Annotated in this window: 22 protein-coding genes; 10 read left to right on the forward strand and 12 right to left on the reverse strand. The window is 59.2% G+C overall.

Going from position 1 to position 24,487, the window contains the following annotated elements; all coding sequences use genetic code 11:
• Positions 1–36: 36 nt before the first annotated feature.
• The 4 genes from KVG95_RS04960 to KVG95_RS04975 form a co-directional block, all read right to left on the reverse strand.
• Positions 37–1,320: an MFS transporter gene (locus tag KVG95_RS04960; protein ID WP_217854736.1), complete on the reverse strand. Its 1,284-nt coding sequence runs from the start codon at positions 1,318–1,320 to the stop codon at positions 37–39.
• Positions 1,311–2,105 carry a hypothetical protein gene (locus KVG95_RS04965; protein ID WP_225922906.1) on the reverse strand — a complete coding sequence of 265 codons (795 nt, stop codon included), beginning with the start codon at positions 2,103–2,105 and terminating at the stop codon, positions 1,311–1,313. Before KVG95_RS04965 ends, KVG95_RS04960 begins: the two co-directional genes overlap by 10 nt.
• A 203-nt stretch (positions 2,106–2,308) precedes the next feature.
• Positions 2,309–2,575 carry a short-chain dehydrogenase gene (locus KVG95_RS04970; RefSeq protein WP_217854737.1) on the reverse strand — a complete coding sequence of 89 codons (267 nt, stop codon included), beginning with the start codon at positions 2,573–2,575 and terminating at the stop codon, positions 2,309–2,311.
• Positions 2,572–2,856, reverse strand: a complete 285-nt coding sequence (locus KVG95_RS04975; RefSeq protein ID WP_217854738.1) for a DUF3077 domain-containing protein — start codon at positions 2,854–2,856, stop codon at positions 2,572–2,574. The genes KVG95_RS04970 and KVG95_RS04975 overlap by 4 nt, the downstream gene beginning before the upstream one ends.
• 542 nt (positions 2,857–3,398) lie before the next feature.
• Here KVG95_RS04975 and KVG95_RS04980 point away from each other — a divergent pair.
• Entirely contained in the window at positions 3,399–3,914 is a 516-nt protein-coding gene (locus KVG95_RS04980; RefSeq protein WP_217854739.1) for a GNAT family N-acetyltransferase, read from the forward strand.
• Positions 3,915–4,055: 141 nt separating this feature from the next.
• Here KVG95_RS04980 and KVG95_RS04985 read toward each other — a convergent pair whose 3' ends face one another.
• From KVG95_RS04985 to KVG95_RS05005, 5 genes are all read right to left on the reverse strand, one after another.
• Positions 4,056–4,748 (reverse strand): aspartate/glutamate racemase family protein, encoded by a 693-nt coding sequence (locus tag KVG95_RS04985; protein WP_217854740.1) that lies wholly within the window; start codon positions 4,746–4,748, stop codon positions 4,056–4,058.
• A 116-nt stretch (positions 4,749–4,864) separates the two neighbouring features.
• Positions 4,865–5,161: a DUF2599 domain-containing protein gene (locus KVG95_RS30105; protein ID WP_367616714.1), complete on the reverse strand. Its 297-nt coding sequence runs from the start codon at positions 5,159–5,161 to the stop codon at positions 4,865–4,867.
• Positions 5,061–5,333: a hypothetical protein gene (locus KVG95_RS04995; RefSeq protein WP_217854982.1), complete on the reverse strand. Its 273-nt coding sequence runs from the start codon at positions 5,331–5,333 to the stop codon at positions 5,061–5,063. Before KVG95_RS04995 ends, KVG95_RS30105 begins: the two co-directional genes overlap by 101 nt.
• Positions 5,330–6,256: a halovibrin HvnC gene (locus KVG95_RS05000; protein WP_217854742.1), complete on the reverse strand. Its 927-nt coding sequence runs from the start codon at positions 6,254–6,256 to the stop codon at positions 5,330–5,332. The genes KVG95_RS04995 and KVG95_RS05000 overlap by 4 nt, the downstream gene beginning before the upstream one ends.
• 75 nt (positions 6,257–6,331) lie before the next feature.
• Positions 6,332–7,720: a hypothetical protein gene (locus KVG95_RS05005; RefSeq protein WP_217854743.1), complete on the reverse strand. Its 1,389-nt coding sequence runs from the start codon at positions 7,718–7,720 to the stop codon at positions 6,332–6,334.
• Between the two features lie 247 nt (positions 7,721–7,967).
• Here KVG95_RS05005 and KVG95_RS05010 point away from each other — a divergent pair, with 247 nt between their 5' ends.
• Positions 7,968–8,462, forward strand: a complete 495-nt coding sequence (locus KVG95_RS05010; protein ID WP_217854744.1) for a hypothetical protein — start codon at positions 7,968–7,970, stop codon at positions 8,460–8,462.
• 181 nt (positions 8,463–8,643) lie between these two features.
• Here the strand turns inward: KVG95_RS05010 and KVG95_RS05015 are convergent, their stop codons facing one another.
• Positions 8,644–8,865, reverse strand: coding sequence for a hypothetical protein (locus KVG95_RS05015; RefSeq protein WP_052963449.1), 222 nt, complete (start codon positions 8,863–8,865; stop codon positions 8,644–8,646).
• Between the two features lie 15 nt (positions 8,866–8,880).
• Positions 8,881–10,308, reverse strand: coding sequence for a cytochrome-c oxidase, cbb3-type subunit I (gene ccoN / locus KVG95_RS05020; protein ID WP_217854745.1), 1,428 nt, complete (start codon positions 10,306–10,308; stop codon positions 8,881–8,883).
• A gap of 433 nt (positions 10,309–10,741) precedes the next feature.
• Between ccoN and KVG95_RS05025 the strand changes: the two genes are divergently transcribed.
• The 3 genes from KVG95_RS05025 (at position 10,742) to KVG95_RS05035 (ending at position 13,802) form a co-directional block, all read left to right on the forward strand.
• On the forward strand, positions 10,742–12,415 hold the full coding sequence (locus KVG95_RS05025) for a nitrite/sulfite reductase (RefSeq protein ID WP_217854746.1): 1,674 nt from the start codon (positions 10,742–10,744) through the stop codon (positions 12,413–12,415).
• Positions 12,412–12,906 (forward strand): DUF934 domain-containing protein, encoded by a 495-nt coding sequence (locus KVG95_RS05030; protein ID WP_217854747.1) that lies wholly within the window; start codon positions 12,412–12,414, stop codon positions 12,904–12,906. Before KVG95_RS05025 ends, KVG95_RS05030 begins: the two co-directional genes overlap by 4 nt.
• A gap of 224 nt (positions 12,907–13,130) precedes the next feature.
• On the forward strand, positions 13,131–13,802 hold the full coding sequence (locus KVG95_RS05035; RefSeq protein ID WP_217854748.1) for a DUF3313 domain-containing protein: 672 nt from the start codon (positions 13,131–13,133) through the stop codon (positions 13,800–13,802).
• Between the two features lie 145 nt (positions 13,803–13,947).
• Here KVG95_RS05035 and KVG95_RS05040 read toward each other — a convergent pair whose 3' ends face one another.
• Positions 13,948–14,373 (reverse strand): YciI family protein, encoded by a 426-nt coding sequence (locus KVG95_RS05040; protein ID WP_217854749.1) that lies wholly within the window; start codon positions 14,371–14,373, stop codon positions 13,948–13,950.
• A gap of 257 nt (positions 14,374–14,630) precedes the next feature.
• Between KVG95_RS05040 and tpx the strand changes: the two genes are divergently transcribed.
• From tpx to KVG95_RS05065, 5 genes are all read left to right on the forward strand, one after another.
• A complete protein-coding gene (gene tpx, locus KVG95_RS05045) occupies positions 14,631–15,131 on the forward strand; it encodes a thiol peroxidase (protein ID WP_048397645.1) in 501 nt (166 codons plus the stop codon).
• A gap of 179 nt (positions 15,132–15,310) precedes the next feature.
• Entirely contained in the window at positions 15,311–16,627 is a 1,317-nt protein-coding gene (locus tag KVG95_RS05050) for an MdtA/MuxA family multidrug efflux RND transporter periplasmic adaptor subunit (RefSeq protein WP_052963444.1), read from the forward strand.
• Positions 16,624–19,728 carry an MdtB/MuxB family multidrug efflux RND transporter permease subunit gene (locus KVG95_RS05055; RefSeq protein WP_217854750.1) on the forward strand — a complete coding sequence of 1,035 codons (3,105 nt, stop codon included), beginning with the start codon at positions 16,624–16,626 and terminating at the stop codon, positions 19,726–19,728. Before KVG95_RS05050 ends, KVG95_RS05055 begins: the two co-directional genes overlap by 4 nt.
• Positions 19,725–22,832: an efflux RND transporter permease subunit gene (locus tag KVG95_RS05060; protein ID WP_217854751.1), complete on the forward strand. Its 3,108-nt coding sequence runs from the start codon at positions 19,725–19,727 to the stop codon at positions 22,830–22,832. Before KVG95_RS05055 ends, KVG95_RS05060 begins: the two co-directional genes overlap by 4 nt.
• Positions 22,829–24,310 carry an efflux transporter outer membrane subunit gene (locus tag KVG95_RS05065; protein ID WP_217854752.1) on the forward strand — a complete coding sequence of 494 codons (1,482 nt, stop codon included), beginning with the start codon at positions 22,829–22,831 and terminating at the stop codon, positions 24,308–24,310. Before KVG95_RS05060 ends, KVG95_RS05065 begins: the two co-directional genes overlap by 4 nt.
• The last annotated feature ends 177 nt before the right edge of the window (positions 24,311–24,487 follow it).

The following is a 24,487-nucleotide window of genomic DNA, read 5'->3' on the forward strand; positions in this document are numbered from 1 at the left end:
GCAGACCTCGTGGCACTGTTCAAAGGCTCTATTCGCTTAAACATCCGACAGCCTCCCAAGGCCCGAGCCAACGTAAAAAAACGCCACAGTCGTCAATAGCAGCACACCGGAGGCTACGAACACGGCTTCGATGGAGATGAATTGCAAAACCCAGCCTGAAATCGCTGCCGAGACCGGCGCGAGTCCGGCAAACACGAGCATGAACAGGCTCATGCCGCGACCGAGCAATGCAGGCGGTAATGCTCGCTGCAGCCAGGTGTATGCCATGACCTGTACAAAGCCGCCGAAGATACCGATGGCGAACAGCAGTGCCACGCCTTGCCAGAGGGCATATACCCATCCCAGCGGCATCATCAGCAAGGCGATGGCGGCATCCACTGCGAGCAGGGTGGTGCCTAAATTGATAATCCGCAGTTTCGAGTGGGTCGTGAACATCAGCATGCCGACCAAGGTACCCGCGCCTTGGGCACCGAATAACCAGCCCAGAGCTTGCGCCTCGGGGGTGAAGCGCATGTGAACCAGTAGCGGCACGGCGATCTGTACCGGTCCGCTCATCAACATCGTCATCGCCGCCATATAGGCCAGATACGTGCGCAACGGTCGATTCTGAAAGAAATAACGCAGGCCTTCTGCCGAGGCCGTGGGGCCGGAATCAGGGGAAGTCGCTCTGCGGATACGCAGAGTGCTCAGGCCGAACGCGGACAGGGCAAAGGTCAGCGCATCGAGTGCAAACGCGATGGCATAGCCGTCCAGCGCGCCGTTTGCGTCTGGGCGCACACCAGGGAGCCAAAACGCGCTGGCGATGAGCGCACCGGCCGCGACCGGGCCCAAGGCCATGGTGACCTGTCTGAGCGCAAGAAAGATGCCGTTGGCCTGCTCCAGATCGCGCGGGTTCACAATGCCGGGCACCAGGGCACTGCCAGCCGGTAAAGTGAGCGCGCTGAACAGTCCCAATAATGCGGCGCATCCATAGATCACGGGCAACGTGGCGTGGCCTTGAAAAACCGCCCAGGACAAGCCGCATAGCGCCATTGCACTCGAACAGCAGCCGAACATCCATACCGAGCGGGCGCCAAAACGGTCGACCAGCGAGCCGCCCGCCAACAGGAACAAGGCGCGCGGTAATGCGAGCGCGGCAAAAGCCCAGCCGAGCACCATCGGGTCTGGCGTTATCGCCATGACCAGCAGAGGAAAGGCGACCAAGCTGAACTGGTCTCCCATCATGGACGCCGCAGCGCAGGCCAGCAGCCGCCAAAAACGTCTGTCGCGCGCGAGTGGACGTGCTGCGCTTTCTGCTGCCAGGGAAGCGTTCACAAGCATACGAAGAACAGTTTTTTCATACGCTGCAGCCAAGGCAGCGGAACTCGCTTCCATATAAAGGAAAGGCTGGAGAGTGGCACTTTTCCTAAGATCAGCACGCCGAAATCCAGAGAGCGTTCATGGGGGAAATAGTTGTCTTTGATGGCGACGATCTTGCGAAAGCCTTTTTTGAAGTAATACCGCAGTTGCGGATCCAGCGGCAGGCCCTTGTGCTCGCTTCGCACATACTGTGCCACCGGAATGTCAGGGTTTTTCGAGATCCAGTTACGAAGGCCCGGGACTGGCGAGCCAAGATAGACCTCTGACCATCCCGCCTTCAGCGCATGGGGCCAAAAGAATTCGAAAATGGCTTGCGCCGCTTTCGGATCAACGCTGCTCAGGCTGATGCCAAACAGCACGCCGGTTTTTGCGGACTCGTCGCCGTGCTGTTTTCTTGCACAGTCTGCCCACGTTGGGCACTTGCGTATGATGTCGTGCCGGGCAGGCTTCATAAACACTGACGCCAGTGCAGTCCCCGTGCGAGTGCAAAAAGCCCCGATACTCAATGCAGGGAAGGAGGCGATCCGTGACGCCAGCATCGAGGCATCGGCGCGCTGATCGTCTTCCCATTTCCTTTGCTCAAGTTCAAGCACCGAAGGAATGTCGGCTGGCGACAGAAATCGAACCTCGATCTCAAGATCATCAGAGGGGCTGTAAGCCCCCACTTCATGTCTACCAGCGCAACGATCAGGGACCTTTGCAATCCCGTTTTTTAAGGCAGCTTCCATCTCGGCAACAGGCAACATTACGTATACGGCTCACAGATTGAAGGGGCGAGAAATCAATCCGCGCTAATGTATTGCGCCTTTGTGAACGTCTGATGATGGGGTCGCAAAAGATCGCAGCCTTCGGCAGCTCCTACAAAGGTTGCGTACACCCGCGCAATGACGGGTTCACATGGTCCCTGTAGGCGCTGCCGAAGGCTGCGATCTTTTGACTTTGCTTTTCGTCAGATCCGAGTCCGAATCTGCCGCCCCAGTACATCCATCACATCACAGCCATCGCGCAGCAACACCGCCGCCGCATGTGCCAGTTGCTGCACATCGGTGCCTTTGGCCCCAGTGATATCAAGGCTGGCCAGACTTTCCATCATCTGCGTCACCGCCAGAAAACGGCTGGCTGCACTGCTATGCAGTACATCCAATGGCGCTTGGGTGGCCACCAGCAACACTGGAATGTTGTCTTCGTTATGCGTCATCGGCATGTGCGGATTCATGCATCACCTCCCGCCTGAGCGGCGTGTAAACCGTCGACCGAAGCTTGCACCAGCGAGCGTGCGGTGCCGAGCATCTGCTGGCTGGCCCAACGCAACGAAGCGCTGTGTTCCGGGCGGGTGGCGGTGGGGGCTTGATGGGCGAGGGCTTCGGCGCAGCTGAGGTAGACCGAGGCGTGCTCCAGGGCGTCGAGTAACGGGATGCCGGGTTGTACAGCGAAGAGGTGGTGGTCGACGTGGTCGCAGCGGACGAAGGGGGTGGATTTTGTGGTTGGTTCCGTCATGGTTGTAGCTCCGTGAGATTCAAAAGAGCCGCCACAAAAAAACGCCGTCAAACGAAATTGGGTGGCAACTGTGCGTGGGTTGACGGACCGGCTCTCACGAACACCGGCGCACCCGAAGGTGCCCCGCGCACAGTCGCCATAAAGGAAATGCAGCGGGCACAAAAGTGCTCGAGCAGAGAAAGGCTATGCGCGTCGTAAGAAAAATACAGGCCGTCAAACCCGATCACGAATGAGTCGTGACAGGCGCGAGGATAGGGAGTGAGGGCAGGGCCGTCAACCGGCGAAGCGCTTCTTCGCGTGTAGGTCTGTGCCGGTATGAATTCCACGCGCCCTGCCTTCAACAAGCGGCAGACGCGGTCCCAGAATTGACACAGATCCATGTGGGAGCGGGCTTGCTCGCGAAAGCGGTTATTCAGTTGACATGGATGTTGAATGACACACCGCATTCGCGAGCAAGCCCGCTCCCACATTTTGATCTCGCCACTCATGGGGATCGCGGTTTAGAGTGGTCGGCCACACACCGATCAAGGACGAACACCGCCATGCCTGACCACGACCCCGCCATTCACCTCGAACGCTTCAGCGAGCAGCACATCGAGGGCGTCACCGCGCTCTACAACGATCCGGCCGTGGCCCGGCAGGTGCTGCAAATGCCGTTTCAGTCCACCGAAGTCTGGCGCCAACGCCTGATGGCGGACAACGAGCGGGCGGTGAAACTGGTGGCGCTGCACCAGGGATCGGTCATCGGCAACATTGGACTTGAGCAGTTTTCGCGGATCCGCCGCAGCCACGCCGGCAGCCTCGGCATGTGTGTGGCCGTGGCTTGGCAGGGCAAGGGCGTCGGCTCGAAACTGCTGGCAGCAGCGCTGGACGTCGCCGACAACTGGATGAACCTGCAACGGGTCGAACTAACGGTGTACGCCGACAACGAAGCGGCCATCGGTCTGTACCAGAAATTCGGTTTCGAGACCGAAGGCCTGTTTCGCGATTACGCCGTGCGTGACGGCCGGCTGGTCGATACCCTGAGCATGGCGCGCCTGCGTCGCGCTAGTAAGTGAAGAAATTTGAGCGACGAAAGTCCTGTAGGAGCGAGCGGTGCGGCGATCCGACTTGCCCGCGAAGAACGATGACGCGTAATACCTGAAAAACCGCGGTGCATTCTTCGCGGGCAAGGCTCGCTCCTACAGGTTCTGCGCGAGTCAGTCGCCCAACGCGAACGCCACCGCCGCCTGCGCATGCAGTTCGGTGGTGTCGAGCAAGGGCAGGGCGCTGTGCTCGGGTTTGATCAGCAGGCCGATTTCGGTACAGCCGAGAATAATCGCCTGGGCGCCGCGTTCGGTCAGCGATTCGATCACCCGTTGATAGACCTGGCGTGAGGCTTCGCTGATCACCCCGACGCACAACTCGTCATAGATGATCCGGTGCACGGCCTGGCGCTCCTCGGCCTCCGGCACTAGCACCGTCAGGCCTTTGGCCGTCAGACGCTCCTTGAGAAAGTCTTGCTCCATGGTGAACGCGGTGCCCAGCAAACCCACTCGCAGCGCGCTGGCGTCCAGTGCCGCTTGGCCGGCCGGATCGGCAATGTGCAGGAACGGAATATCGATGGAGGCCTGAATCTGCCCGGCCACCTTGTGCATTGTGTTGGTACACAGCACCACGCACTCGGCGCCGCCCGCTTCCAGACGCTGGGCCGCATCCACCAGAATCACCGCTGCATCGTCCCAGCGCCCGGCATGCTGGGCCTGTTCGACAGGGCCGAAGTCGACGCTGTACATCAACAGTTTTGCCGAGCGCAACGGCCCGAGGCGATCACGTACCTGCTGGTTGATGAGTCGGTAATACTCGGCGCTGGACTCCCAGCTCATGCCGCCGATAAGGCCGATGGTGCGCATTGGATTTCCTCAGGCTATGGCCTGTGTTGAGAGGCCAGGCCTGAAGGGAGTTTCCATTTGTTCATTGGCGAGCACCAGCGATAAATCAACTGTAATGCTCATGTTTTGGTGAAGTGTCATGGTGCCTTTTCAGGCAAGGGGACGACATGATTGCAGCCAGCCTCCAAGGTTTTTGCATACCCCACATCAGGTCGCCACGGTTCCAGGTTCCACTGTGGTTTATCTCGTGCAATCGCCAAATGACAGATCAGTTGATGGCGCATCCCATGAGTATTTTTCCAGTAGCGGCTATTGGAATAGTCACGGGTGAGCTCATCCCACAGCCTGGGTCCCTTCCGGTAGTGTCCGTCGCGCACAAGTCGTGGGCGTAATAGAGAACGACCACCGATAGTCCCGATAAACCCATTGCGCACTTTCGACGTATTTCACACAGCGCTCCACAGTGAGGATGTAGCTGTCAGGAGCATCTTTTGCTGTTTGCGCATAAAGGGGCGAGTTGATACTCAACATCAAACCCACGCCCATTAGCGAATGAAAGAGAATGCGCGGAGCGTTGCCGAGCGTGCGCGACAGTAGGGTGTTCATTGAGTCACCACCTGATCCGCCTGAGCGTAGGCAAAACTGGAGTTTCCATCGGCACTAGCGGCCGGCGTTAGCCGCACAATCGGTACAACGATTCTCGGGTTGGTCGAGTTATAGAAGTCCTGTTGGTTGTATCGAGCTTCGGCAAGGCCGGCGTTGGTACCACCGTAAATATAGAAAAACGCCATGATCGGGAACTTGTTGGGGTCGCGAAAGCTCCAGGTCTTGATCTGAATTTCGTTATGCTCGTTGTACCCCGTCACACCAGCAAGGCCTCTGGCGCGTATGGATTGATAGAAGGCCGGGCCTGCTAATGTGTTGCGGTCGTCCGATACATCGAACCCGCATTGGCGCTGGTTGGGGTTTCCTCCAGGAGTCTTCCAGACGGTGAGCCATTGTTCTGCACTGGTTACCCCAGCGTTATGGCAGATCTGACTTTGAGCCGGATAAGTGGGGTGGGCGACGCAGACGGCATTGGCATTACGGGTCCAGGTCCATGCGTCATAGGGATAGGAACATAGGTAGTCCAAGTCATACTTGTCTGTCGGCGCTTCGAAGATCGGATACAGGATATAGCCGTTACCATGACCCCAGGCGAGTCGGCCAAAATTGGAATCCGCCCGCAGATAAGAGAATGAAACCCCGCCACTTTTCACTGAGGTAGGGCTGGGGTCCCATACTTTATAGGCGGGGTTTTGTACCGTGACCCTAAGGGTCACGCCAGAACACAGGAACGCGGGTTGCGAGTCTGACTTGTTGCAGTTGGGAAATTTGCGGTTGTACAGCGTGTTCAGTTGGGTGGCGATGGCAGGACCATTCAGGGTCTGGACATTATTAAGCGTCCCTACTTCACTCGGTGGTTTTATATCGACCTGAGTGCAACCCACCATTAACGCGACTAACAGAACACCTATTATTTTTTGCATGACAAATCCCTCGTCTACATTCAAGTCAAGCCGCTAAATCAGAAACTTCACAAAGTGCGTTGCAACGTGCTTTTGTCAAAGGCGCAGGCGCAATACCCACGAAAATCTCAACTTCTCACCACTCCCGGTACGAAGAATCGTGTAGTTGATTTGCACAGGTAACCCTGCACTTTCGGTGATCCATGAGGGTTCGATAGGCAAGCGCATTTCTGAGGTGTTGGTGATGTTGAATTCGGCACCGTAACGCTTGTATCTACCGTGCCAGGCAATACGCACGCTGTAACCGGTGCTCATGCCGACGTAGCTGACCATTGCCGTTCGTTTGTCTGACGACAACCTGGGCTCGGTGAGTACCAGGTTTCCCACTTGCGTGACGCTGAGGTGGAGCGGGCGAGATTCCAGCGGCATCGGGTCGATGGAGCGTTGAACCGTGTAATACACCTTGGCGACTTTCCCGATGCAATCGATGACATCGATCCGCTTCACTTTGAATGTCAGGGTTTGACCTGAATACTCGATGGTTTGTATTTCACTGCCATAGGTGCTGTTGCGACCGACCCAATAGACTTTTACGGTTTGTCTCGGCGCCGAGCCGGTGAAAGCGACTTGTACAGTGGCGAACTCGGCGTCATAAAAGTCTTCTTGAATGTTCAGCAGGGTACCGTTGGCCTCCAATACGCTGGGCGGCCTCAGATCCAGAGCCGGTTGTTGGAGATGCACATCGATCTCAAGGATCGCGGATTGGCCGGAAGAATTGCCGAGCTGATCAGTGACCGAAAACCGGAAAGGGGTACGTGGGTTATCGCCAATTCTTTCGAAAACCGGAGTAAAGAGTGTTTCGGTTACCACCGGGCTGCCTGGAGCCGCCTCTGCAGGGGTTACTTTGTGATCGACATAGGTCGTGCCAATGCTCAGGCGAATGTCGTCATAGGCGCGTCTATTGGAGTAGTCCATTCCGGTCACGACACCGCGATCCGCCTGTGCCCTGTCCACCCCCTTGGTCTGCACATCGGCGGAAACCTGTACCTTGCGGGCCGAATGGCCAGGCTCTCCGGGTGCCAGGGTATGGAAGAGCACTTTTAATGTGAGGGACTCTTCGGGTGTTGTCTGACCTACCCTCCTTACCTTGTAGTAGATCTCGTTGATACCCTCTTGGAGAATGCCTTTGGGGATGAACAGCCTGACACGATCATTCTCCTCGCCGGGATTGATGGTTTTGCCAGCCACGGGGGGGGCTCTGCCGACGACGAACAGATCAACGCGGTCGTCTACAGCCATGACAACAGACCTGGACGCCGCATTGATCCAAGGGTCAATCAAGCATAAGAGTCCTTCAGGATATTCGTCGAAGAGGGATAAGGGGATGCCTCCTTCCGGATTGGCATCGTGAATGACCGGCTTTTTCAACCCCTGAATGATCACGGGGTAGAGGACTAGAACATTGTTGTTGATTTGATTACCCATTACCCGTCTCCTTGAGACTGATTCGCACCATCCGTTATTTGGGTCGCGGGTCTATCAAACACCCGCTCAAGTGAGCTGGCTACTGTCAGATCTGACAGGTAAAGCCGTGTAAATTGGGTTTTTCGATACCGTCTGTCGTAAATTTCTCCATTGATCATTCATCAGTCGCTGTTTTAAATGAACAGTTCTGTACTCAATCTGCCATGCTCAAAAACCGCAGCACCGCTTCAACCAAAGGAACACCGCAATGGACGACGTACAGCAACTGGGCGAGATGCTTCGCCACTATGCAGATAGCGAAGCGCACAAGAAGCAACTGTTTGAGTCGCAATCGGCCGTGTGGGCGACGCGCATTGGTGAGTTGTTCGATCAGATCCAGCAGTGGCTGGCGCCGGTCCTGACGCCGAATCTGTTGGAAGTGAGCCGCGAGGCGTATGTCGCGTCCGGGCCGAGCGTTCCAGCGGAGACGTCGACGTTCAAGACCGAGAAGCTGAGCATCGTCATCGCCGGAAAACCGGTGGAGTTTGTGCCCGACGTGATGGGCGTAGGTGGGCAGATTTCCCTCGCAGTAATGGGCTTGACCGCCGCGCGTTATGGCAGCATTTCGCTGGTGTGCCTGCCGCCCTCCAGCAGTTGGCAGTGGCGCAAGACCAATGGCTTGAAAGACCCGGACACTTTTGCCTTCGATGCGAACTTTTTGGCGCAGCAGCTGCAGAGCCTGATTCCCCGCGAGCGCGGCTGAAGCGTGTTATTTGTGACGAACACATAACCACTGTGGGAGCGGGCTTGCTCGCGAAGGCGGACTAACATTCAACATTGATGCTGAATGTTATGGCCTCTTCGCGAGCAAGCCCGCTCCCACATTGATTTGCGGCGTTCGCAACAGATGGATTCGCTGCAGCTCCCTCAGTAGGTTGGGTGTATCAGATTTCGAGGTTGCCCCAACCCGGCTTCACTTCTTCCGGCGCTACTGCTTTCACGGTCTTGCCCGTCGCCAACTCCACCCGCCGCGCCACTTCGGGGTCATCGGCAAACGGAATCAGGCTGGCATCGTCCAGGCTCTCGGCCGTCTGGTGTTTCAGGCAGTACTCAACCGCCAACCAAAGCCCCAAAACACCCAATAGATTCAACCCCATCTCGATCATGTCCGGCTCCTTGCCTCAGGCAATTTGCGCTTCAAGTTCGGCCATTTTCACGTCCGCCACACGCACCGTGCGCCAGGTGTTGTAGGCCATCAGCAACATGCCGCTGAGGAAGAACACCCCGCCGACAAAGCGCACCACGAACCCCGGATGACTGGCTTGCAAGGCTTCGACGAAGGAGTAGGTCAGCGTGCCGTCGTCGTTGATCGCGCGCCACATTAACCCCTGGGTGATGCCGTTGACCCACATCGAGGCGATGTAGAGTACGGTGCCGATGGTCGCTAGCCAGAAGTGTGTGTTGATCAGGCCGATGCTGTGCATCTGCGGGCGACCGAAGACTTTCGGGACCATGTGGTAGATGGCACCAAACGTGATCATCGCCACCCAACCGAGGGCCCCGGCGTGAACGTGGCCGATGGTCCAGTCGGTATAGTGGGAGAGGGCGTTGACCGTCTTGATCGCCATCATCGGCCCTTCAAACGTCGACATGCCGTAGAAGGCCAATGACAGCACCAGAAAGCGCAGGATCGGGTCGGTGCGCAACTTATGCCAGGCCCCCGACAACGTCATCATCCCATTGATCATCCCGCCCCAGCTCGGCGCCAGCAGAATCAGCGACATCGCCATGCCCAGCGACTGCGCCCAGTCTGGCAGTGCGGTGTAGTGCAGGTGGTGCGGGCCGGCCCAGATGTACAGGGTGATCAGCGCCCAGAAATGCACGATGGACAAGCGATAGGAATACACCGGCCGATTGACCTGTTTCGGCACGAAGTAATACATCATCCCGAGGAAGCCGGTGGTCAGGAAAAACCCCACGGCGTTGTGCCCGTACCACCACTGGACCATGGCGTCGGTGGCTCCGGAATACACCGGATACGACTTGAACCAGTCCACCGGAATCGACAGGTGATTGACCACGTGCAGCATGGCGATCACCACGATGAACGCGCCGAAAAACCAGTTGCCGACGTAGATGTGCTTGGTCTTGCGTTGCACCACGGTGGTGAAGAACACGATGGCGTAAGCGACCCAGACCACCGTCATCCACACCGCACCGGAGAATTCGATCTCGGCATATTCCTTGGTGGTGGTGTAGCCCAGCGGCAGGGTAATCAGCATCACCACGATTACCGATTGCCAGCCCCAGAAGGTGAAGGCGGCGAGCTTGTCGGAGTACAGCCGAATCTGGCAGGTGCGTTGCACCGCGTAGTAACTGGCGGCGAATTGCGCGCTGCCGGCAAAGCCGAAAATCACCAGGCTGGTGTGCAGCGGGCGCAAGCGGCCGAAGGTGGTCCACGGCAGGTCGAGGTTCATCTCGGGCCATACCAGTTGCGAGGCGATCCATACCCCCATCGCCATCCCGACGACACCCCAGACGATGGTTGCCACGACGAATTGGCGAACGACCTTGTAGTTATAGGCCTGTCCGATTGTTGCTGTGCTCATGGTCAGTTCTTCCACGGTTGCAAAGACTTGCCAGGCCACCCGGTCTGGCATGCCATGAACTGTAGAAACCCTGCCGCCAACAAAACAGACTCAGAAAAACCGAGTTTGTGCGGATCAGATGGGATGCGGGCCTGAGGCCATAGGCTGCGCTCTGATACGGTTTTTTAGTGTGTAGCTGAATCTGTAACGTGCTGCGCTGCCGGTGCATAGTCGCCACCTCAAGAACGAGCCGCAGAGCCTGATGCAGACCAGTTAAGGAATTGAACACCGCAATCCTTGTGGGAGCGGGCTTGCTCGCGAAGACGGAGTGTCAGTCACCCGGTAATGTTGAATGTGACGGCCTCTTCGCGAGCAAGCCCGCTCCCACAGGTTCTGCACCTGACTGACTGGCATTAGCCACAGAGCCCGATAATCCTGATGAGGTGGCAGCCACATGTATCAGTACGACGACTATGACCGTGCCCTGGTGTTCGAGCGTGTTGCGCAGTTTCGCGATCAGGTCGAACGTTTCATGGCAGGCGATTTGAGCGAAGAAGAGTTCCTGCCCCTGCGTTTGCAGAATGGCCTGTACATGCAAAAGCATGCCTACATGCTGCGCGTGGCGATTCCTTACGGCACGCTGAGCGCGAAGCAAATGCGCATGCTGGCGAGCATTGCGCGGGACTACGATCGTGGTTACGGCCACTTCACCACCCGGCAGAACATGCAGTTCAACTGGATCGAGCTGGCTCAGGTGCCGGACATCCTCGAACGCCTGGCCCAAGTAGAAATGCATGCGATCCAGACCTCCGGTAACTGCGTGCGCAACATCACCACCGAAGCCTTCGCCGGCGTCGCGGCGGACGAGTTGATGGACCCGCGCCCACTGGCAGAGATCCTGCGGCAATGGTCGACCATCAACCCGGAATTCCTGTTCCTGCCGCGCAAGTTCAAGATCGCCATCTGCTCGGCGAAGCAGGACCGCGCGGCGATCATGATGCATGACATCGGCCTTTATCTTTATCGCGATGACAGCGGACAAATGCTCTTGCGGGTGATTGTTGGCGGCGGGTTAGGTCGCACGCCGATCCTCGGTTTGCAGATTCGCGAAGGCTTGCCGTGGCAGCACCTGCTGTCCTATGTCGAGGCGGTGTTGCGGGTCTATAACCGTCACGGGCGGCGCGATAACAAGTACAAGGCGCGGATCAAGATTCTGGTCAAGGCCTTGGGTATCGAAGCCTTTGCCAAAGAAGTGGAGGAGGAGTGGCAGCACATCAAGGACGGTCCGGCGCAGTTGACCGACGTCGAGTATGAGCGTGTCGCCAGTGCCTTCGTGCCGCCCGATTACCGTTCACTGGCCGGCACCGACCTGGATTTCGGCACACGCTTGGCCGAGAACCCGGCGTTCGCCCGTTGGGTGACGCGCAACGTTCAGCCGCACAAGGTGGCGGGTTACGCCAGCGTAGTGTTGTCGACCAAGCCGGGCGCCGCCGCGCCGCCGGGGGATGTCACCGCCGAGCAAATGGACGCGGTGGCCCAGTGGTCCGAGCAGTTTGGTTTTGGCGAAATCCGCATCGCCCATGAACAGAACATCGTCCTGCCGGATGTGCCTAAGGCTGACCTTTACCCGCTGTGGTGCGTGGCCTGCGAGCAAGGCCTGGGATGCGCCAACATCGGCTTGCTGACTGACATCATCGCTTGCCCCGGCGGCGACTTTTGCGCGCTGGCCAACGCCAAATCAATCCCCATCGCGCAAGCGATTCAGGCGCGCTTCGAGGACCTGGATTACCTGCATGACCTGGGCGACATCAGCTTGAACATTTCTGGCTGCATGAACGCCTGCGGTCACCACCATATCGGCAACATCGGCATTCTTGGCGTCGATAAGAACGGCAGTGAGTGGTACCAAATCACTCTCGGCGGCGCCCAGGGCAAGAACAGCGCGTTGGGCAAAGTCATCGGCCCGTCCTTCAGCGCCGCCGAAGTGCCTGCGGTGATCGAGCGGATCATCGGTACATTCGTTCGCTACCGGGAGAGCGAGGAGTTGTTCGTCGATACCTTTGCGCGCATCGGTCTGGAGCCGTTCAAGGAGCGGGTGTACCCGAAAATGCTGGAGGTGTCGGCATGAACAATCTCATTCGTTTGCAAGACAGCGGCGCCGAGTGGGTGCGCGATGATCCGTGGCAGTTGATTCGTGACGTAACGGATGAATTGCCGGCTGGACCGCTGATACTGCCGTTACCCCAGTGGCTGGCCCTGAATGCCGATAGGACATCAGCGCTCGAAGGTGTCTGGCTGGGGCCCAACGACGAAGTGATAAACCTGGCCCCATGGTTTCCCGACCTGCCGCTGATTGCCCTGGACTTCCCGAGTTTTCGCGACGGACGCGCCTACAGCCAAGCCTATTTGTTGCGTACGCGTTTCGGTTGGCAAGGCGAATTGCGCGCGATTGGCGATGTGCTACGCGATCAACTCAGCCACATGCGCCAATGCGGTTTCGACAGCTTTGCCGTGCGCGAAGACAAATCCGCCGAAGATGCGCTGAAGGGATTGGCGGGGATGAGCGTGCTTTATGGGCGCTCGGTGATTGAGCCGCGGCCGTTGTTCAGACGGCGCTGAAGCCTGTGGCGAGGAGGCCTGTCCCAATGCTGGTAAGTCAAGAGTTTTGAGCGACGAAAATCCTGTGGGAGCGAGGCTTGCCCGCGAAGAGGTCTTTGATATCAACGATGTGCTGCAGCAATAGATGAATATTGTGTGTTTTGATAACAAAACGCCGAGTATTGGCTATACCTGTAATTCCCATATGCAATATTGTTGCCCGGCCTTCTGACAGGAGTTACAGCATGAAGCTTGCGTTAATGATGAGCACACTGTGCATCGCCTCTATCGGGGTGGTGGGGTGCTCCAGCAAAGTGGTCGAGCCAGACCAGTACTCCGGTTTTCTCAAGGACTACAGTCAGCTGAAGGAAGCCAAGTCGCCATCGGGCGCCGTGGTGATGCGCTGGATGGACCCCAAGCTCGATATCAACAAATTCACCAGTGTCTACGTCGAACCGACTCAGCTCTATCCGAAGCCGGAACCGACGGTGAAAATCCCTCAGACCACACTGAACGGCATCACCAGCTACTACGATCAAGCACTTAAACGCGAAATAGGCAGATCCCTGCCACTGGCCTCCGGCCCCGGCCCTGGCGTTATGGTGGTGCGTGCGGCGATCACCGCCGTCAGCAGCAAGACCCAAGGTCTCAAGCCTTATGAAGTCATCCCGATCGCCCTGGTGGCGGCGGCCGTCAGCACGGCCACCGGCATTCGCGACCAGGAAACCGATCTGGCCACCGAAGCAGTGTTTCTCGATGGCGGCAACAACAAAGTCCTCGCCCAGGTCGTGCGCAAGGGCACCGGCAAACCGCTGGAAAACTCAGATCAGGTGATGAAGCCCAATGACGTGAAAAACGTGATCGATGGCTGGGCGTCGGACCTGCATCAGTCGTATCTGAAGCTCAAGTCCAAATAGTGCGGCGGGGCTGAGGGCCTATATCGCGAGCAGGCTCGCTCCCACACTGGATCTGCTGTGAGCACACTATTTGCGAACACCAGAGATCAAATGTGGGTGCGAGCCTGCTCGCGAAAAGCGGTCCTTCAGGCGTATCAAGTGAGTTTCAGTGCTTCTTCGCCTGCGCACGCACTCGCTCTTCCTGCTCGCGCAATTGCGGTGTGAACTCGGCACCGAAGTCTTCGGCCTCGTACACCTGGCGAATCTCGATCTCGGCCTCCGTCCCCGGCATCGGATTGGGGCAGCGCTTGACCCACTCGATCGCTTCCTCTTTCGACTTCACCTGCCATATCCAATAGCCGGCGATCAGCTCCTTGGTTGCGGCGAACGGGCCGTCGATCACCGTGCGCTGGTCACCCGAAAAACGTACGCGGGCGCCTTTGCTGCTGGGCTGCAGGCCGTCGCAATCGATAAGAATGCCGGCCTTGGCCAGTTCCTCGTTAAAATTGCCCATCGCGGTCATCAGTTCTTCGCTGGGCATCACACCGGCCTCGGAATCCGGGCTGGCTTTCACAATGATCATGAATCGCATGGTCTTGTCTCCGCTGGATTTGAGTGACTCGCTGTCTAGTCGAATAGCGACGGGCCAAATCGACAACGCGGCCAATGGAAAATCGCCTCGCTCCCACAAGCTTATGCAGTGTTAGTAAGTTTTGTTGAAACGCGTGTATCCAGTTTTGTGCGACGACATATCACAATTTGTATCTGGGCATAGGTCGCCAGACCATTTCGTGGTTAACTTCGGCCTCGTCAAAATTCTCTACATCAACGTTCAGAAGGACTCCGTTCATGGCTCAAGTCACTCTTAAAGGCAACCCGGTTCAAGTCAACGGCCAGTTGCCACAAGCCGGTTCCCAGGCGCCAGCCTTTTCCCTGGTTGCCGGCAATCTGTCCGACGTGACCCTGGCGAGCTTCGCCGGCAAGCGCAAAGTGTTGAACATCTTCCCAAGCATCGACACCCCGACCTGCGCTACCTCCGTGCGCAAGTTCAACGCCCAGGCCAATGACATCGCCAACACCGTAGTGCTGTGCATCTCCGCTGACCTGCCGTTCGCCCAAGCTCGTTTCTGCGGCGCCGAAGGCCTGGAAAACGTCCAGAACCTGTCGACCCTGCGCGGTGCCGAGTTCATCGAGAACTACGGCGTGGCGATTGCCGATGGCCCGCTCAAAGGCCTGACCGCCCGTGCCGTCGTGGTGCTGGACGAAAACGACAAGGTCCTGCACAGCGAACTGGTCAAGGAAATCGCTGAAGAGCCGAACTACGACGCAGCACTTGCCGTTCTGAAGTAAGCGAAGTTTACAATTGTTAACGGCCTGGCCCTGTCCAGGCCGTTTTCATTTGTGCTTCAGTGTCTTAGATAAATCTTCTGTTACGTAAGCCAAAGGTAAATTGCCGGTAAAGGCGCTTTGCTTAATACCCGCCAGTGCTTATCGTTCAGCCTCCTGTAGAAAGAAGCTTCACGCGCCCAATGGTTGATCATTCCATGCAATCCTCCGCTTCCCGCAATCCTCGTCGCTGGCTGTTCGGCCTGCTTGTCCTGTTGGTCATCGCTGGCCTGTGCTGGAAATTCTGGCCCGCAGGTAGCAGCCCGAAGGAGGGCGCAGGGCAGAAAGCCGTTGCCGGGCATACAGGCCGGTCGGGGGGGATGCGTCCGGGGTTCGGCGGGGCGAGCGGGCCGGTGCCGGTGCGCGTGGCGCCGGCGGTCAAAGGCGATTTCCCGCTGTATTACAAGGCGCTGGGCACCGTGACCGCGCTGAACACCATTAACGTGCGCAGTCGTGTTGGCGGTGAATTGATCAAGATTTCGTTCGAAGAAGGGCAAATGGTCAAGGCGGGCGACCTGCTGGCCGAGATCGATCCGCGTCCTTACCAGAACGCCTTGCTCCAGGCCGAAGGCACCTTGCTGCAGAATCAGGCACAACTGAAGAATGCTCAGGTCGATGTCGAGCGCTATCGCGGCTTGTACCGCGAAGACAGTATCGCCAAGCAAACCCTCGATACTGCCGAAGCATTGGTCGGCCAGTACCTGGGCACGGTAAAGACCAATCAGGCGGCGGTCAACGATGCCAAGCTCAACCTTGAATTCACCAAAATCCGCGCACCGATCGCCGGGCGTGTGGGCCTGCGTCAGCTGGACGTCGGCAACCTTGTGGCGGCGAACGACACCACGGCGCTGGTGATCATCACCCAGACTCAACCGATCAGCGTGGCGTTCACCTTGCCGGAAAACAGCCTGGACACCGTGCTGGCGCGCTATCGCACCGGCGCCAAACTGCCCGCTGAAGCCTGGGATCGTGGTGACACCAAACTGCAGGCCACTGGCGTGTTGCAGAGCCTGGACAACCAGATCGACGTCACCACCGGCACCCTGAAATTCAAGGCTCGCTACGAGAACCGCGATCAAGCGCTGTTCCCTAATCAATTCGTCAATGTCCACTTGCTGGCCGACACCCTCAAAGGCGTGGTGCTTGCGCCCTCGGCGGCGATCCAGTTCGGCACCAACGGCACGTTCGTCTATGCCATGGACGGTGACAAGAAGGTCACCATCCGCCAGTTGAAAGTCGGCGCCAGTGACGGTGACAACACGGTGATCACCGAAGGCCTGGCCGCTGGTGATCGGGTGGTGCTGGAAGGCACCGACCGCCTGAAAGAAGGCAGCGAAGTGGAGGTCGTCAACGACAGCAAGGATGTACCGACCACCCCGACCGAACACCTGCAAGGCAAGTCGGCCGCCACTGCGCCTGAGGCGACAGTCACTGACAAGGCGAAAAAGGGCGGCGCATGAACATCTCGCGGCTGTTTATCCTTCGCCCAGTCGCCACGACCCTGAGCATGCTGGCGATTATTCTGGCTGGCGTGATCGCTTATCGGCTGCTGCCGGTGTCGGCATTGCCGCAGGTCGACTACCCGACCATTCGCGTTATGACGCTCTATCCCGGCGCCAGCCCGGATGTCATGACCAGCGCCGTGACTGCGCCGCTGGAGCGTCAGTTCGGGCAGATGCCCGGCCTGACCCAGATGGCGTCCACCAGTTCTGGCGGCGCTTCGGTGCTGACCCTGCGTTTCAGCCTCGACATCAACATGGACGTCGCCGAGCAGCAGGTGCAGGCCGCGATCAACGCCGCGACCAATTTGCTGCCCAAAGACCTGCCGGCACCGCCGGTATACAACAAGGTCAACCCGGCGGACACCCCGGTGCTGACCCTGGCTATCACCTCCAAGACTATGCTGTTGCCCAAACTCAATGATTTGGTCGACACGCGCATGGCGCAGAAAATCGCCCAAATCAGCGGCGTCGGCATGGTCAGCATTGCCGGCGGCCAGCGTCAGGCAGTGCGGATCAAGGTCAACCCGGAGGCCCTGGCGGCCAATGGCCTGAACCTGTCGGACGTGCGCACCCTGATTGGCGCCTCCAACGTCAATCAACCCAAGGGCAACTTTGACGGCCCGACCCGGGTGTCGATGCTCGACGCCAACGACCAACTGACGTCACCCAAGGACTACGCCAACCTGATCCTCGCCTACGCTAACGGCGCGCCGTTGCGACTCAAGGACGTGGCGGAGATCGTCGATGGTGCCGAGAACGAACGTCTGGCAGCGTGGGCCAATGAAAATCAGGCGGTGCTGCTGAACATCCAGCGCCAGCCCGGCGCCAACGTCATTGAAGTGGTCGACCGGATCAAGGCCTTGCTGCCAAGCATCACCGACAACCTGCCGGCCGGTCTCGACGTCACGGTACTCACCGACCGCACCCAGACCATCCGCGCCTCGGTCACCGACGTGCAACACGAACTGCTGATCGCCATCGCGCTGGTGGTGATGGTCACATTCCTGTTCCTGCGGCGGGCCAGCGCCACGATCATTCCCTCGGTGGCCGTGCCGCTGTCGTTGATCGGCACCTTCGGCGTGATGTACCTCGCAGGCTTTTCGGTCAACAACCTGACCCTGATGGCGCTGACCATCGCCACCGGTTTCGTGGTGGACGATGCGATCGTCATGCTGGAGAACATTTCCCGATTTATTGAAGAGGGCGACAGCCCGCTGCAAGCGGCGCTCAAGGGCGCGAAGCAGATTGGCTTCACCCTGATTTCCCTGACGCTGTCGCTGATCGCGGTGTTGATTCCGCTGTTGTTCATGGCCGACGTAGTGGGGCGCTTGTTCCGCGAGTTTGCGATCACCCTGGCGGTGGCGATCCTGATTTCCCTTGTCGTCTCCCTGACCCTGACGCCAATGATGTGCGCGCGGCTGCTCAAGCGTGAGCCCAAGGAAGCAGAACAGGGCCGGTTTTACCGCTCCAGTGGCGCCGCAATTGATTGGATGATCGCGGCTTACGGACGTAAGTTAACGTGGGTTCTCAAGCACCAGCCGCTAACCCTGATGGTGGCCATCGGCACGCTGGCGTTGACCGTGTTCCTGTACATGGTGGTGCCCAAGGGCTTCTTCCCGGTGCAGGACACCGGGGTGATCCAGGGGATTTCCGAGGCACCGCAGTCGATTTCCTTCGCGGCGATGAGCGAGCGGCAGCAGGAACTGGCCAAGGTAATCCTCGCCGATCCGGCGGTTGAGAGCCTGTCGTCTTACATCGGGGTCGATGGCGACAATTCGACGTTGAACAGCGGCCGGCTGCTGATCAACCTCAAGTCCCACGGCAAGCGCGACCTGAGCGCCACCGAAGTGATCGCGCGGCTGCAACCGGAGCTGGACAAGCTGATCGGCATTCGCCTGTTCATGCAGCCGGTGCAGGACCTGACCATCGAAGATCGGGTCAGCCGTACGCAGTACCAGTTCAGCATGTCGTCGCCGGATTCCGAGTTGCTCAGCCTGTGGAGCGGGCGTCTGGTGGAAGCGCTGGCGCAACGGCCGGAGCTGACCGACGTCGCCAGCGATTTGCAGGACAAGGGCTTGCAGGTTTATCTGGTGATCGACCGCGATGCGGCGTCGCGGGTCGGCGTATCGGTGTCGAACATCACCGATGCGCTGTACGACGCCTTTGGTCAGCGGCAGATTTCCACTATTTACACCCAGGCCAGCCAATACCGCGTGGTGCTGCAATCGCAGTCCGGCGAGAAGATCGGCCCGGATGCGCTGAACCAGATTCACGTCAAGACCACCGATGGCGGTCAGGTGCGCCTGTCCAGCCTGGCGCATGTCGAGGAACGCCAGGCGCAACTGGCGATCACCCACATCGGCCAGTTCCCGGCGGTGATGATGTCCTTCAACCTGGCGCCCGGCGTGGCACTGGGGCATGCGGTGGAGATCATCGATCAGGTGCAGAAAGACATCGGCATGCCGATTGGCGTGCAGACCCAGTTCCAGGGCGCGGCCGAAGCGTTCCAGGCGTCGCTGTCGAGCACCTTGCTGCTGATTCTGGCGGCGGTGGTGACCATGTACATCGTGCTCGGCGTGCTCTACGAGAGTTACATTCACCCGATCACCATTCTCTCGACCTTGCCCTCGGCGGCGGTCGGCGCCTTGCTGGCGTTGCTGTTGAGCGGCAATGACCTGGGGATGATCGCGATCATCGGCATCATCCTGCTGATCGGTATCGTGAAAAAGAACGCGATCATGATGATCGACTTCGCCCTCGAGGCGGAACGTAACCAAGGCATGGACCCGCAAACCGCGATCTATCAGGCCGCGCTGCTGCGCTTTCGGCCGATTCTGATGACCACCCTGGCGGCGTTGTTCGGCGCGGTGCCGCTGATGCTGGCCACCGGTTCCGGCGCGGAACTGCGCCAGCCTTTGGGTCTGGTGATGGTCGGTGGCTTGCTGGTGAGTCAGGTGCTGACGCTGTTTACCACGCCCGTCATCTACTTGTACTTCGACCGCCTCGGGCGGCGCTGGGGCCGTAAGTCCGAGTCTGTGGAACCGGTAGAACAGCCATGAACCTGTCCGGACCTTTCATCAAGCGCCCGGTCGCAACGATGTTGTTGAGCCTGGCAATCATATTGCTGGGCGGCGTGAGCTTCGGCCTGTTGCCGGTATCGCCGTTGCCGCAGATGGATTTCCCGGTGATCGTGGTTCAGGCCAGCTTGCCCGGCGCGAGCCCTGAGGTCATGGCCTCGACCGTGGCCACGCCGCTTGAGCGTTCCTTCGGCGCCATCGCCGGGGTCAACACCATGAGCAGCCGTTCCAGCCAGGGCTCGACGCGGGTGATTCTGCAGTTCGACCTGGACCGCGACATCAACGGCGCGGCACGGGAAGTGCAGGCGGCGATCAACGCCTCGCGCAATTTGCTGCCGAGCGGCATGCGCAGCATGCCCACCTACAAGAAGGTCAACCCGTCCCAGGCGCCGATCATGGTGCTGTCGCTGACCTCGGATGTGCTGGAGAAAGGCCAGCTCTATGATTTGGCCTCGACCATTTTGTCCCAGAGCCTGTCGCAGGTGCAGGGCGTCGGTGAAGTGCAGATCGGCGGCAGTTCGTTGCCGGCGGTACGCATCGAACTCGAACCCCAGGCGCTGAACCAGTACGGCGTGGCGCTGGACGACGTGCGCAACACCATCGCCAACGCCAACGTGCGCCGGCCCAAGGGCTCGGTCGAAGACGGCCAGCGGCTGTGGCAGGTTCAGGCCAACGATCAACTGGAAAAAGCCAAGGATTACGAGTCGCTGATCATTCACTACGCGGACGGCGCGGCCCTGCGCCTGAAGGATGTGGCCAAGGTCAGTGACGGCGTCGAGGACCGCTACAACAGCGGATTCTTCAACGACGACGCGGCGGTGTTGCTGGTGATCAACCGCCAGGCCGGTGCCAACATCATCGAGACGGTCAACGAGATCAAGGCGCAGTTGCCTGCGTTGCAGGCCGTGTTGCCGGCCAGCGTCAAACTGAACCTGGCGATGGACCGTTCGCCGGTGATCAAGGCCACTCTGCACGAAGCGGAAATGACCCTGCTGATTGCCGTGGCGCTGGTGATTCTGGTGGTGTTCCTGTTCCTCGGTAACTTCCGTGCCTCGCTGATTCCGACCCTGGCGGTACCGGTATCGCTGGTGGGCACGTTTGCGGTGATGTACCTCTACGGGTTCTCCCTGAACAACCTGTCGCTGATGGCGCTGATCCTGGCCACCGGGCTGGTGGTGGACGATGCCATCGTGGTGCTGGAGAACATTTCCCGGCACATCGACAAGGGCGTGCCACCGATGAAGGCCGCGTACCTCGGGGCCGAGGAAGTCGGCTTCACGCTGCTGTCGATGAACGTCTCGCTGGTGGCGGTGTTCCTGTCGATCCTGTTCATGGGCGGGATCATCGAAAGCCTGTTCCGCGAGTTTTCCATCACCTTGGCGGCGGCCATTGTGGTGTCGTTGCTGGTGTCGCTGACATTGACGCCGATGCTCTGCGCGCGCTGGCTCAAGCCGCATACACCGGGGCAGGAAAACCGCCTGCAACGCTGGAGCCAGCGGACCAACGAGTGGATGGTCGGCAAATACGCCAGCAGCCTCGACTGGGTGCTGCGTCACCGTCGACTGACCTTGCTCAGCCTGATCGTGACGATTGGCGTGAATATCGCGTTGTATGTCGTTGTTCCTAAAACATTTTTACCTCAGCAGGATACCGGCCAGTTGATCGGTTTTGTGCGCGGTGACGACGGTCTGTCGTTCAGTGTGATGCAGCCGAAGATGGAGATCTTCCGCCGCGCCGTGCTCAAGGACGAGGCGGTGCAAAGCGTCGCCGGGTTCATCGGTGGCAATAACGGCACCAACAACGCCTTCATGCTGGTGCGGCTGAAGCCGATCAAGGAACGCAACCTGTCCGCCCAGAAAGTCATCGAACGCCTGCGCAAGGAAATGCCCAAGGTGCCCGGTGCGCAATTGATGCTGATGGCGGATCAGGACCTGCAATTTGGCGGCGGCCGCGAGCAGACCACCTCGCAATATTCCTACATCCTGCAAAGCGGCGATCTCGGCGCGTTGCGCGAGTGGTATCCGAAAGTCGTCACCGCCCTCAAGGCGCTGCCGGAGTTGACGGCGATTGACGCACGCGAAGGCCGTGGTGCCCAGCAAGTGACCCTTATCGTCGATCGCGATCAGGCCAAGCGTCTGGGCGTGGACATGGACATGGTCACCGCGGTGCTGAACAACGCCTACAGCCAGCGGCAGATTTCGACGATCTACGACAGCCTCAACCAGTATCAGGTGGTGATGGAGGTCAACCCGAAATACGCCCAGGACCCGATCACGCTCAAGCAAGTCCAGGTGATCACTGCCGACGGTGCGCGGATTCCGCTGTCGACCATCGCTCACTACGAAAACAGCCTGGAAGACGACCGGGTCAGCCACGAAGGCCAGTTCGCTTCGGAAAGCATCGCTTTCGACATGGCCGAAGGCGTGACGGTGGAGCAGGGCTCGGCGGCCATTGAGCGGGCGATTGCCAAGGTCGGTCTGCCGGAAGACGTGATCGCGAAAATGGCCGGTACCACCGATGCGTTCGCCGCCACCCAGAAGAGCCAGCCGTGGATGATTCTCGGCGCGCTGGTGGCGGTGTATCTGGTGCTGGGTGTGTTGTATGAAAGCTACATCCACCCGCTGACGATTCTTTCGACCTTGCCGTCCGCCGGGGTCGGGGCGTTGCTGTCGATTTATGTGCTGGGCGGCGAGTTCAGCCTGATCTCCTTGCTCGGGCTGTTCTTGCTGATCGGCGTTGTGAAGAAGAATGCGATTCTGATGATCGACCTGGCGCTGCAACTGGAACGGCACCAGGGCCTGGAGCCGCTGGAATCGATCCGCAGTGCTTGTCTGCAACGGCTTCGACCGATTCTGATGACCACCCTGGCGGCAATCCTCGGTGCCTTGCCGTTGCTGCTGAGCCGGGCCGAAGGGGCGGAAATGCGCCAGCCACTGGGCCTGACCATCATCGGCGGGCTGGTCTTCAGCCAAGTGCTGACCCTTTACACCACCCCGGTGGTTTACCTCTATCTCGACAATCTGCGCCATCGTTTCAACCGTTGGCGTGGGGTGCGTACCGATGCTGCTCTGGAAACTCCGCTATGACTGACCGTTCGCTTATCAATCTGGTTGCACCGCTGATCACGGCCCGAGGCTCGCGTTTGCTGAGCCTGTCGCTGTGCATGGCGATGCTCAGTGCCTGCGCCATCGGCCCGGATTACCAGCGCCCGCAAGCCGCCGCGCCGGCACAGTACAAGGAAGCGGCTGGCTGGCGTCAGGCCAATCCCAGCGACTCTCTGGCGCGTGGTGCCTGGTGGGAGCTGTATGGCGATCGGCAGCTTAATGGGCTGATCGAAAAACTCAACAGCGCCAACCAGACCGTCGCCCAGTCCGAAGCCCAGTACCGCCAGGCCCAGGCCTTGGTGCGCAGTGCCCGGGGGGCGTTTTTCCCGACGGTGGACCTGACGGTCGGGAAAACCCGTTCCAGCCAGGGCACCGGTAGCAGCAGTTCGAGCCTGAGCAGTTCCTCCAGCGGTATTCGCGACACGTACACCGCGCAGGCCGGGGTCAGTTGGGAAGCGGACGTCTGGGGCAAATTGCGCCGAGGCCTGGAAGCCGACACGGCCAACGCCGAGGCGAGTTTTGCCGATCTGGCGGCGATGCGCCTGAGCCAGCAATCGGAGCTGCTGCAGAACTACCTGCAACTGCGGGTGATCGACGAACAGAAACGCCTGCTGGAAGCGACGGTCGAGGCCTATCAACGTTCGCTGACCATGACCGAAAACCAATACCGCGCCGGTGTCTCCGGCAAGGACGCAGTGGCCCAGGCCACCACTCAGCTTAAAAGCACCCAGGCGGAGATGGTCGACCTGATCTGGCAGCGCGCGCAGTTCGAGAACGCCATCGCTGTGCTGATTGGTCTGCCGCCGGCCGAATTCAGCCTGGCTGAAACCAAAGACATCCCGGCATTGCCGCAGGTACCGCTGAGCCTGCCTTCGCAATTGCTGGAACGCCGCCCGGACATCGCCTCCGCCGAGCGCTCGGTGATGGCCGCCAACGCCAACATCGGCGTGGCCAAAGCCGCTTACTACCCAGACCTGACCCTGAGCCTGAACGGCGGCTATAGCAGCAGCACCTCTAACAACTGGATCAGTGTGCCGAACCGCTTCTGGTCGGTCGGGCCGCAACTGGCCATGACCCTGTTCGACGGTGGGCAGCGCTCGGCGGAAGTCGATCGCAGCGAAGCGGCCTATGACGAAACCGTCGCCAAGTACCGCCAGACCGTGCTCGACGGCTTCCGTGAAGTGGAAAACTATCTGGTGCAACTCAAGGTGCTGGAAGACGAAGCCAAGGTGCGCCAGGAAGCCCTGGATGCGGCGCGAGAATCCTTGCGATTGACCCAGAATCAGTACAAGGCCGGGGTGATTGCTTATCTGGATGTGGTGGTGGTTCAAGCCACGGCGTTGAGCAACGAACGCAACGTGCTGAGTTTGCTGCAGAGCCGCTTGATCGCCAGCGTGCAATTGATTGCCGCACTGGGCGGCGGGTGGGACGGGCAGCTTCAGGTGAGCGACAAAAAGTAGCGCATGATCGTTCCCACGCAGAGCGGGGGAACGATCAGTTGAGCGGCGATCACACGTTTCATCGCCTTGATGGCCTTTTGATGACTTTGTGAGTGCGTTCGTCCGCGGAATCAGTACAATCGCCGGCTTTGCTCCCCATGCACGAACGCAGCACGGCGGGAGCGGTCGCGAGAAGTC

The organism is Pseudomonas farris (assembly GCF_019145235.1).
GTDB classification, from domain to species: domain Bacteria; phylum Pseudomonadota; class Gammaproteobacteria; order Pseudomonadales; family Pseudomonadaceae; genus Aquipseudomonas; species Aquipseudomonas farris.

Coding starts and splice junctions, on each gene's coding strand:
- KVG95_RS04960 (WP_217854736.1), bottom strand. CDS start 1,320: ATGCTTGTGAACGCTTCCCTGGCAGCAGAAAGCGCAGCACGTCCACTC.
- KVG95_RS04965 (WP_225922906.1), bottom strand. CDS start 2,105: ATGTTGCCTGTTGCCGAGATGGAAGCTGCCTTAAAAAACGGGATTGCA.
- KVG95_RS04970 (WP_217854737.1), bottom strand. CDS start 2,575: ATGAATCCGCACATGCCGATGACGCATAACGAAGACAACATTCCAGTG.
- KVG95_RS04975 (WP_217854738.1), bottom strand. CDS start 2,856: ATGACGGAACCAACCACAAAATCCACCCCCTTCGTCCGCTGCGACCAC.
- KVG95_RS04980 (WP_217854739.1), top strand. CDS start 3,399: ATGCCTGACCACGACCCCGCCATTCACCTCGAACGCTTCAGCGAGCAG.
- KVG95_RS04985 (WP_217854740.1), bottom strand. CDS start 4,748: ATGCGCACCATCGGCCTTATCGGCGGCATGAGCTGGGAGTCCAGCGCC.
- KVG95_RS04995 (WP_217854982.1), bottom strand. CDS start 5,333: ATGAACACCCTACTGTCGCGCACGCTCGGCAACGCTCCGCGCATTCTC.
- KVG95_RS05000 (WP_217854742.1), bottom strand. CDS start 6,256: ATGCAAAAAATAATAGGTGTTCTGTTAGTCGCGTTAATGGTGGGTTGC.
- KVG95_RS05005 (WP_217854743.1), bottom strand. CDS start 7,720: ATGGGTAATCAAATCAACAACAATGTTCTAGTCCTCTACCCCGTGATC.
- KVG95_RS05010 (WP_217854744.1), top strand. CDS start 7,968: ATGGACGACGTACAGCAACTGGGCGAGATGCTTCGCCACTATGCAGAT.
- KVG95_RS05015 (WP_052963449.1), bottom strand. CDS start 8,865: ATGATCGAGATGGGGTTGAATCTATTGGGTGTTTTGGGGCTTTGGTTG.
- ccoN (WP_217854745.1), bottom strand. CDS start 10,308: ATGAGCACAGCAACAATCGGACAGGCCTATAACTACAAGGTCGTTCGC.
- KVG95_RS05025 (WP_217854746.1), top strand. CDS start 10,742: ATGTATCAGTACGACGACTATGACCGTGCCCTGGTGTTCGAGCGTGTT.
- KVG95_RS05030 (WP_217854747.1), top strand. CDS start 12,412: ATGAACAATCTCATTCGTTTGCAAGACAGCGGCGCCGAGTGGGTGCGC.
- KVG95_RS05035 (WP_217854748.1), top strand. CDS start 13,131: ATGAAGCTTGCGTTAATGATGAGCACACTGTGCATCGCCTCTATCGGG.
- KVG95_RS05040 (WP_217854749.1), bottom strand. CDS start 14,373: ATGCGATTCATGATCATTGTGAAAGCCAGCCCGGATTCCGAGGCCGGT.
- tpx (WP_048397645.1), top strand. CDS start 14,631: ATGGCTCAAGTCACTCTTAAAGGCAACCCGGTTCAAGTCAACGGCCAG.
- KVG95_RS05050 (WP_052963444.1), top strand. CDS start 15,311: ATGGTTGATCATTCCATGCAATCCTCCGCTTCCCGCAATCCTCGTCGC.
- KVG95_RS05055 (WP_217854750.1), top strand. CDS start 16,624: ATGAACATCTCGCGGCTGTTTATCCTTCGCCCAGTCGCCACGACCCTG.
- KVG95_RS05060 (WP_217854751.1), top strand. CDS start 19,725: ATGAACCTGTCCGGACCTTTCATCAAGCGCCCGGTCGCAACGATGTTG.
- KVG95_RS05065 (WP_217854752.1), top strand. CDS start 22,829: ATGACTGACCGTTCGCTTATCAATCTGGTTGCACCGCTGATCACGGCC.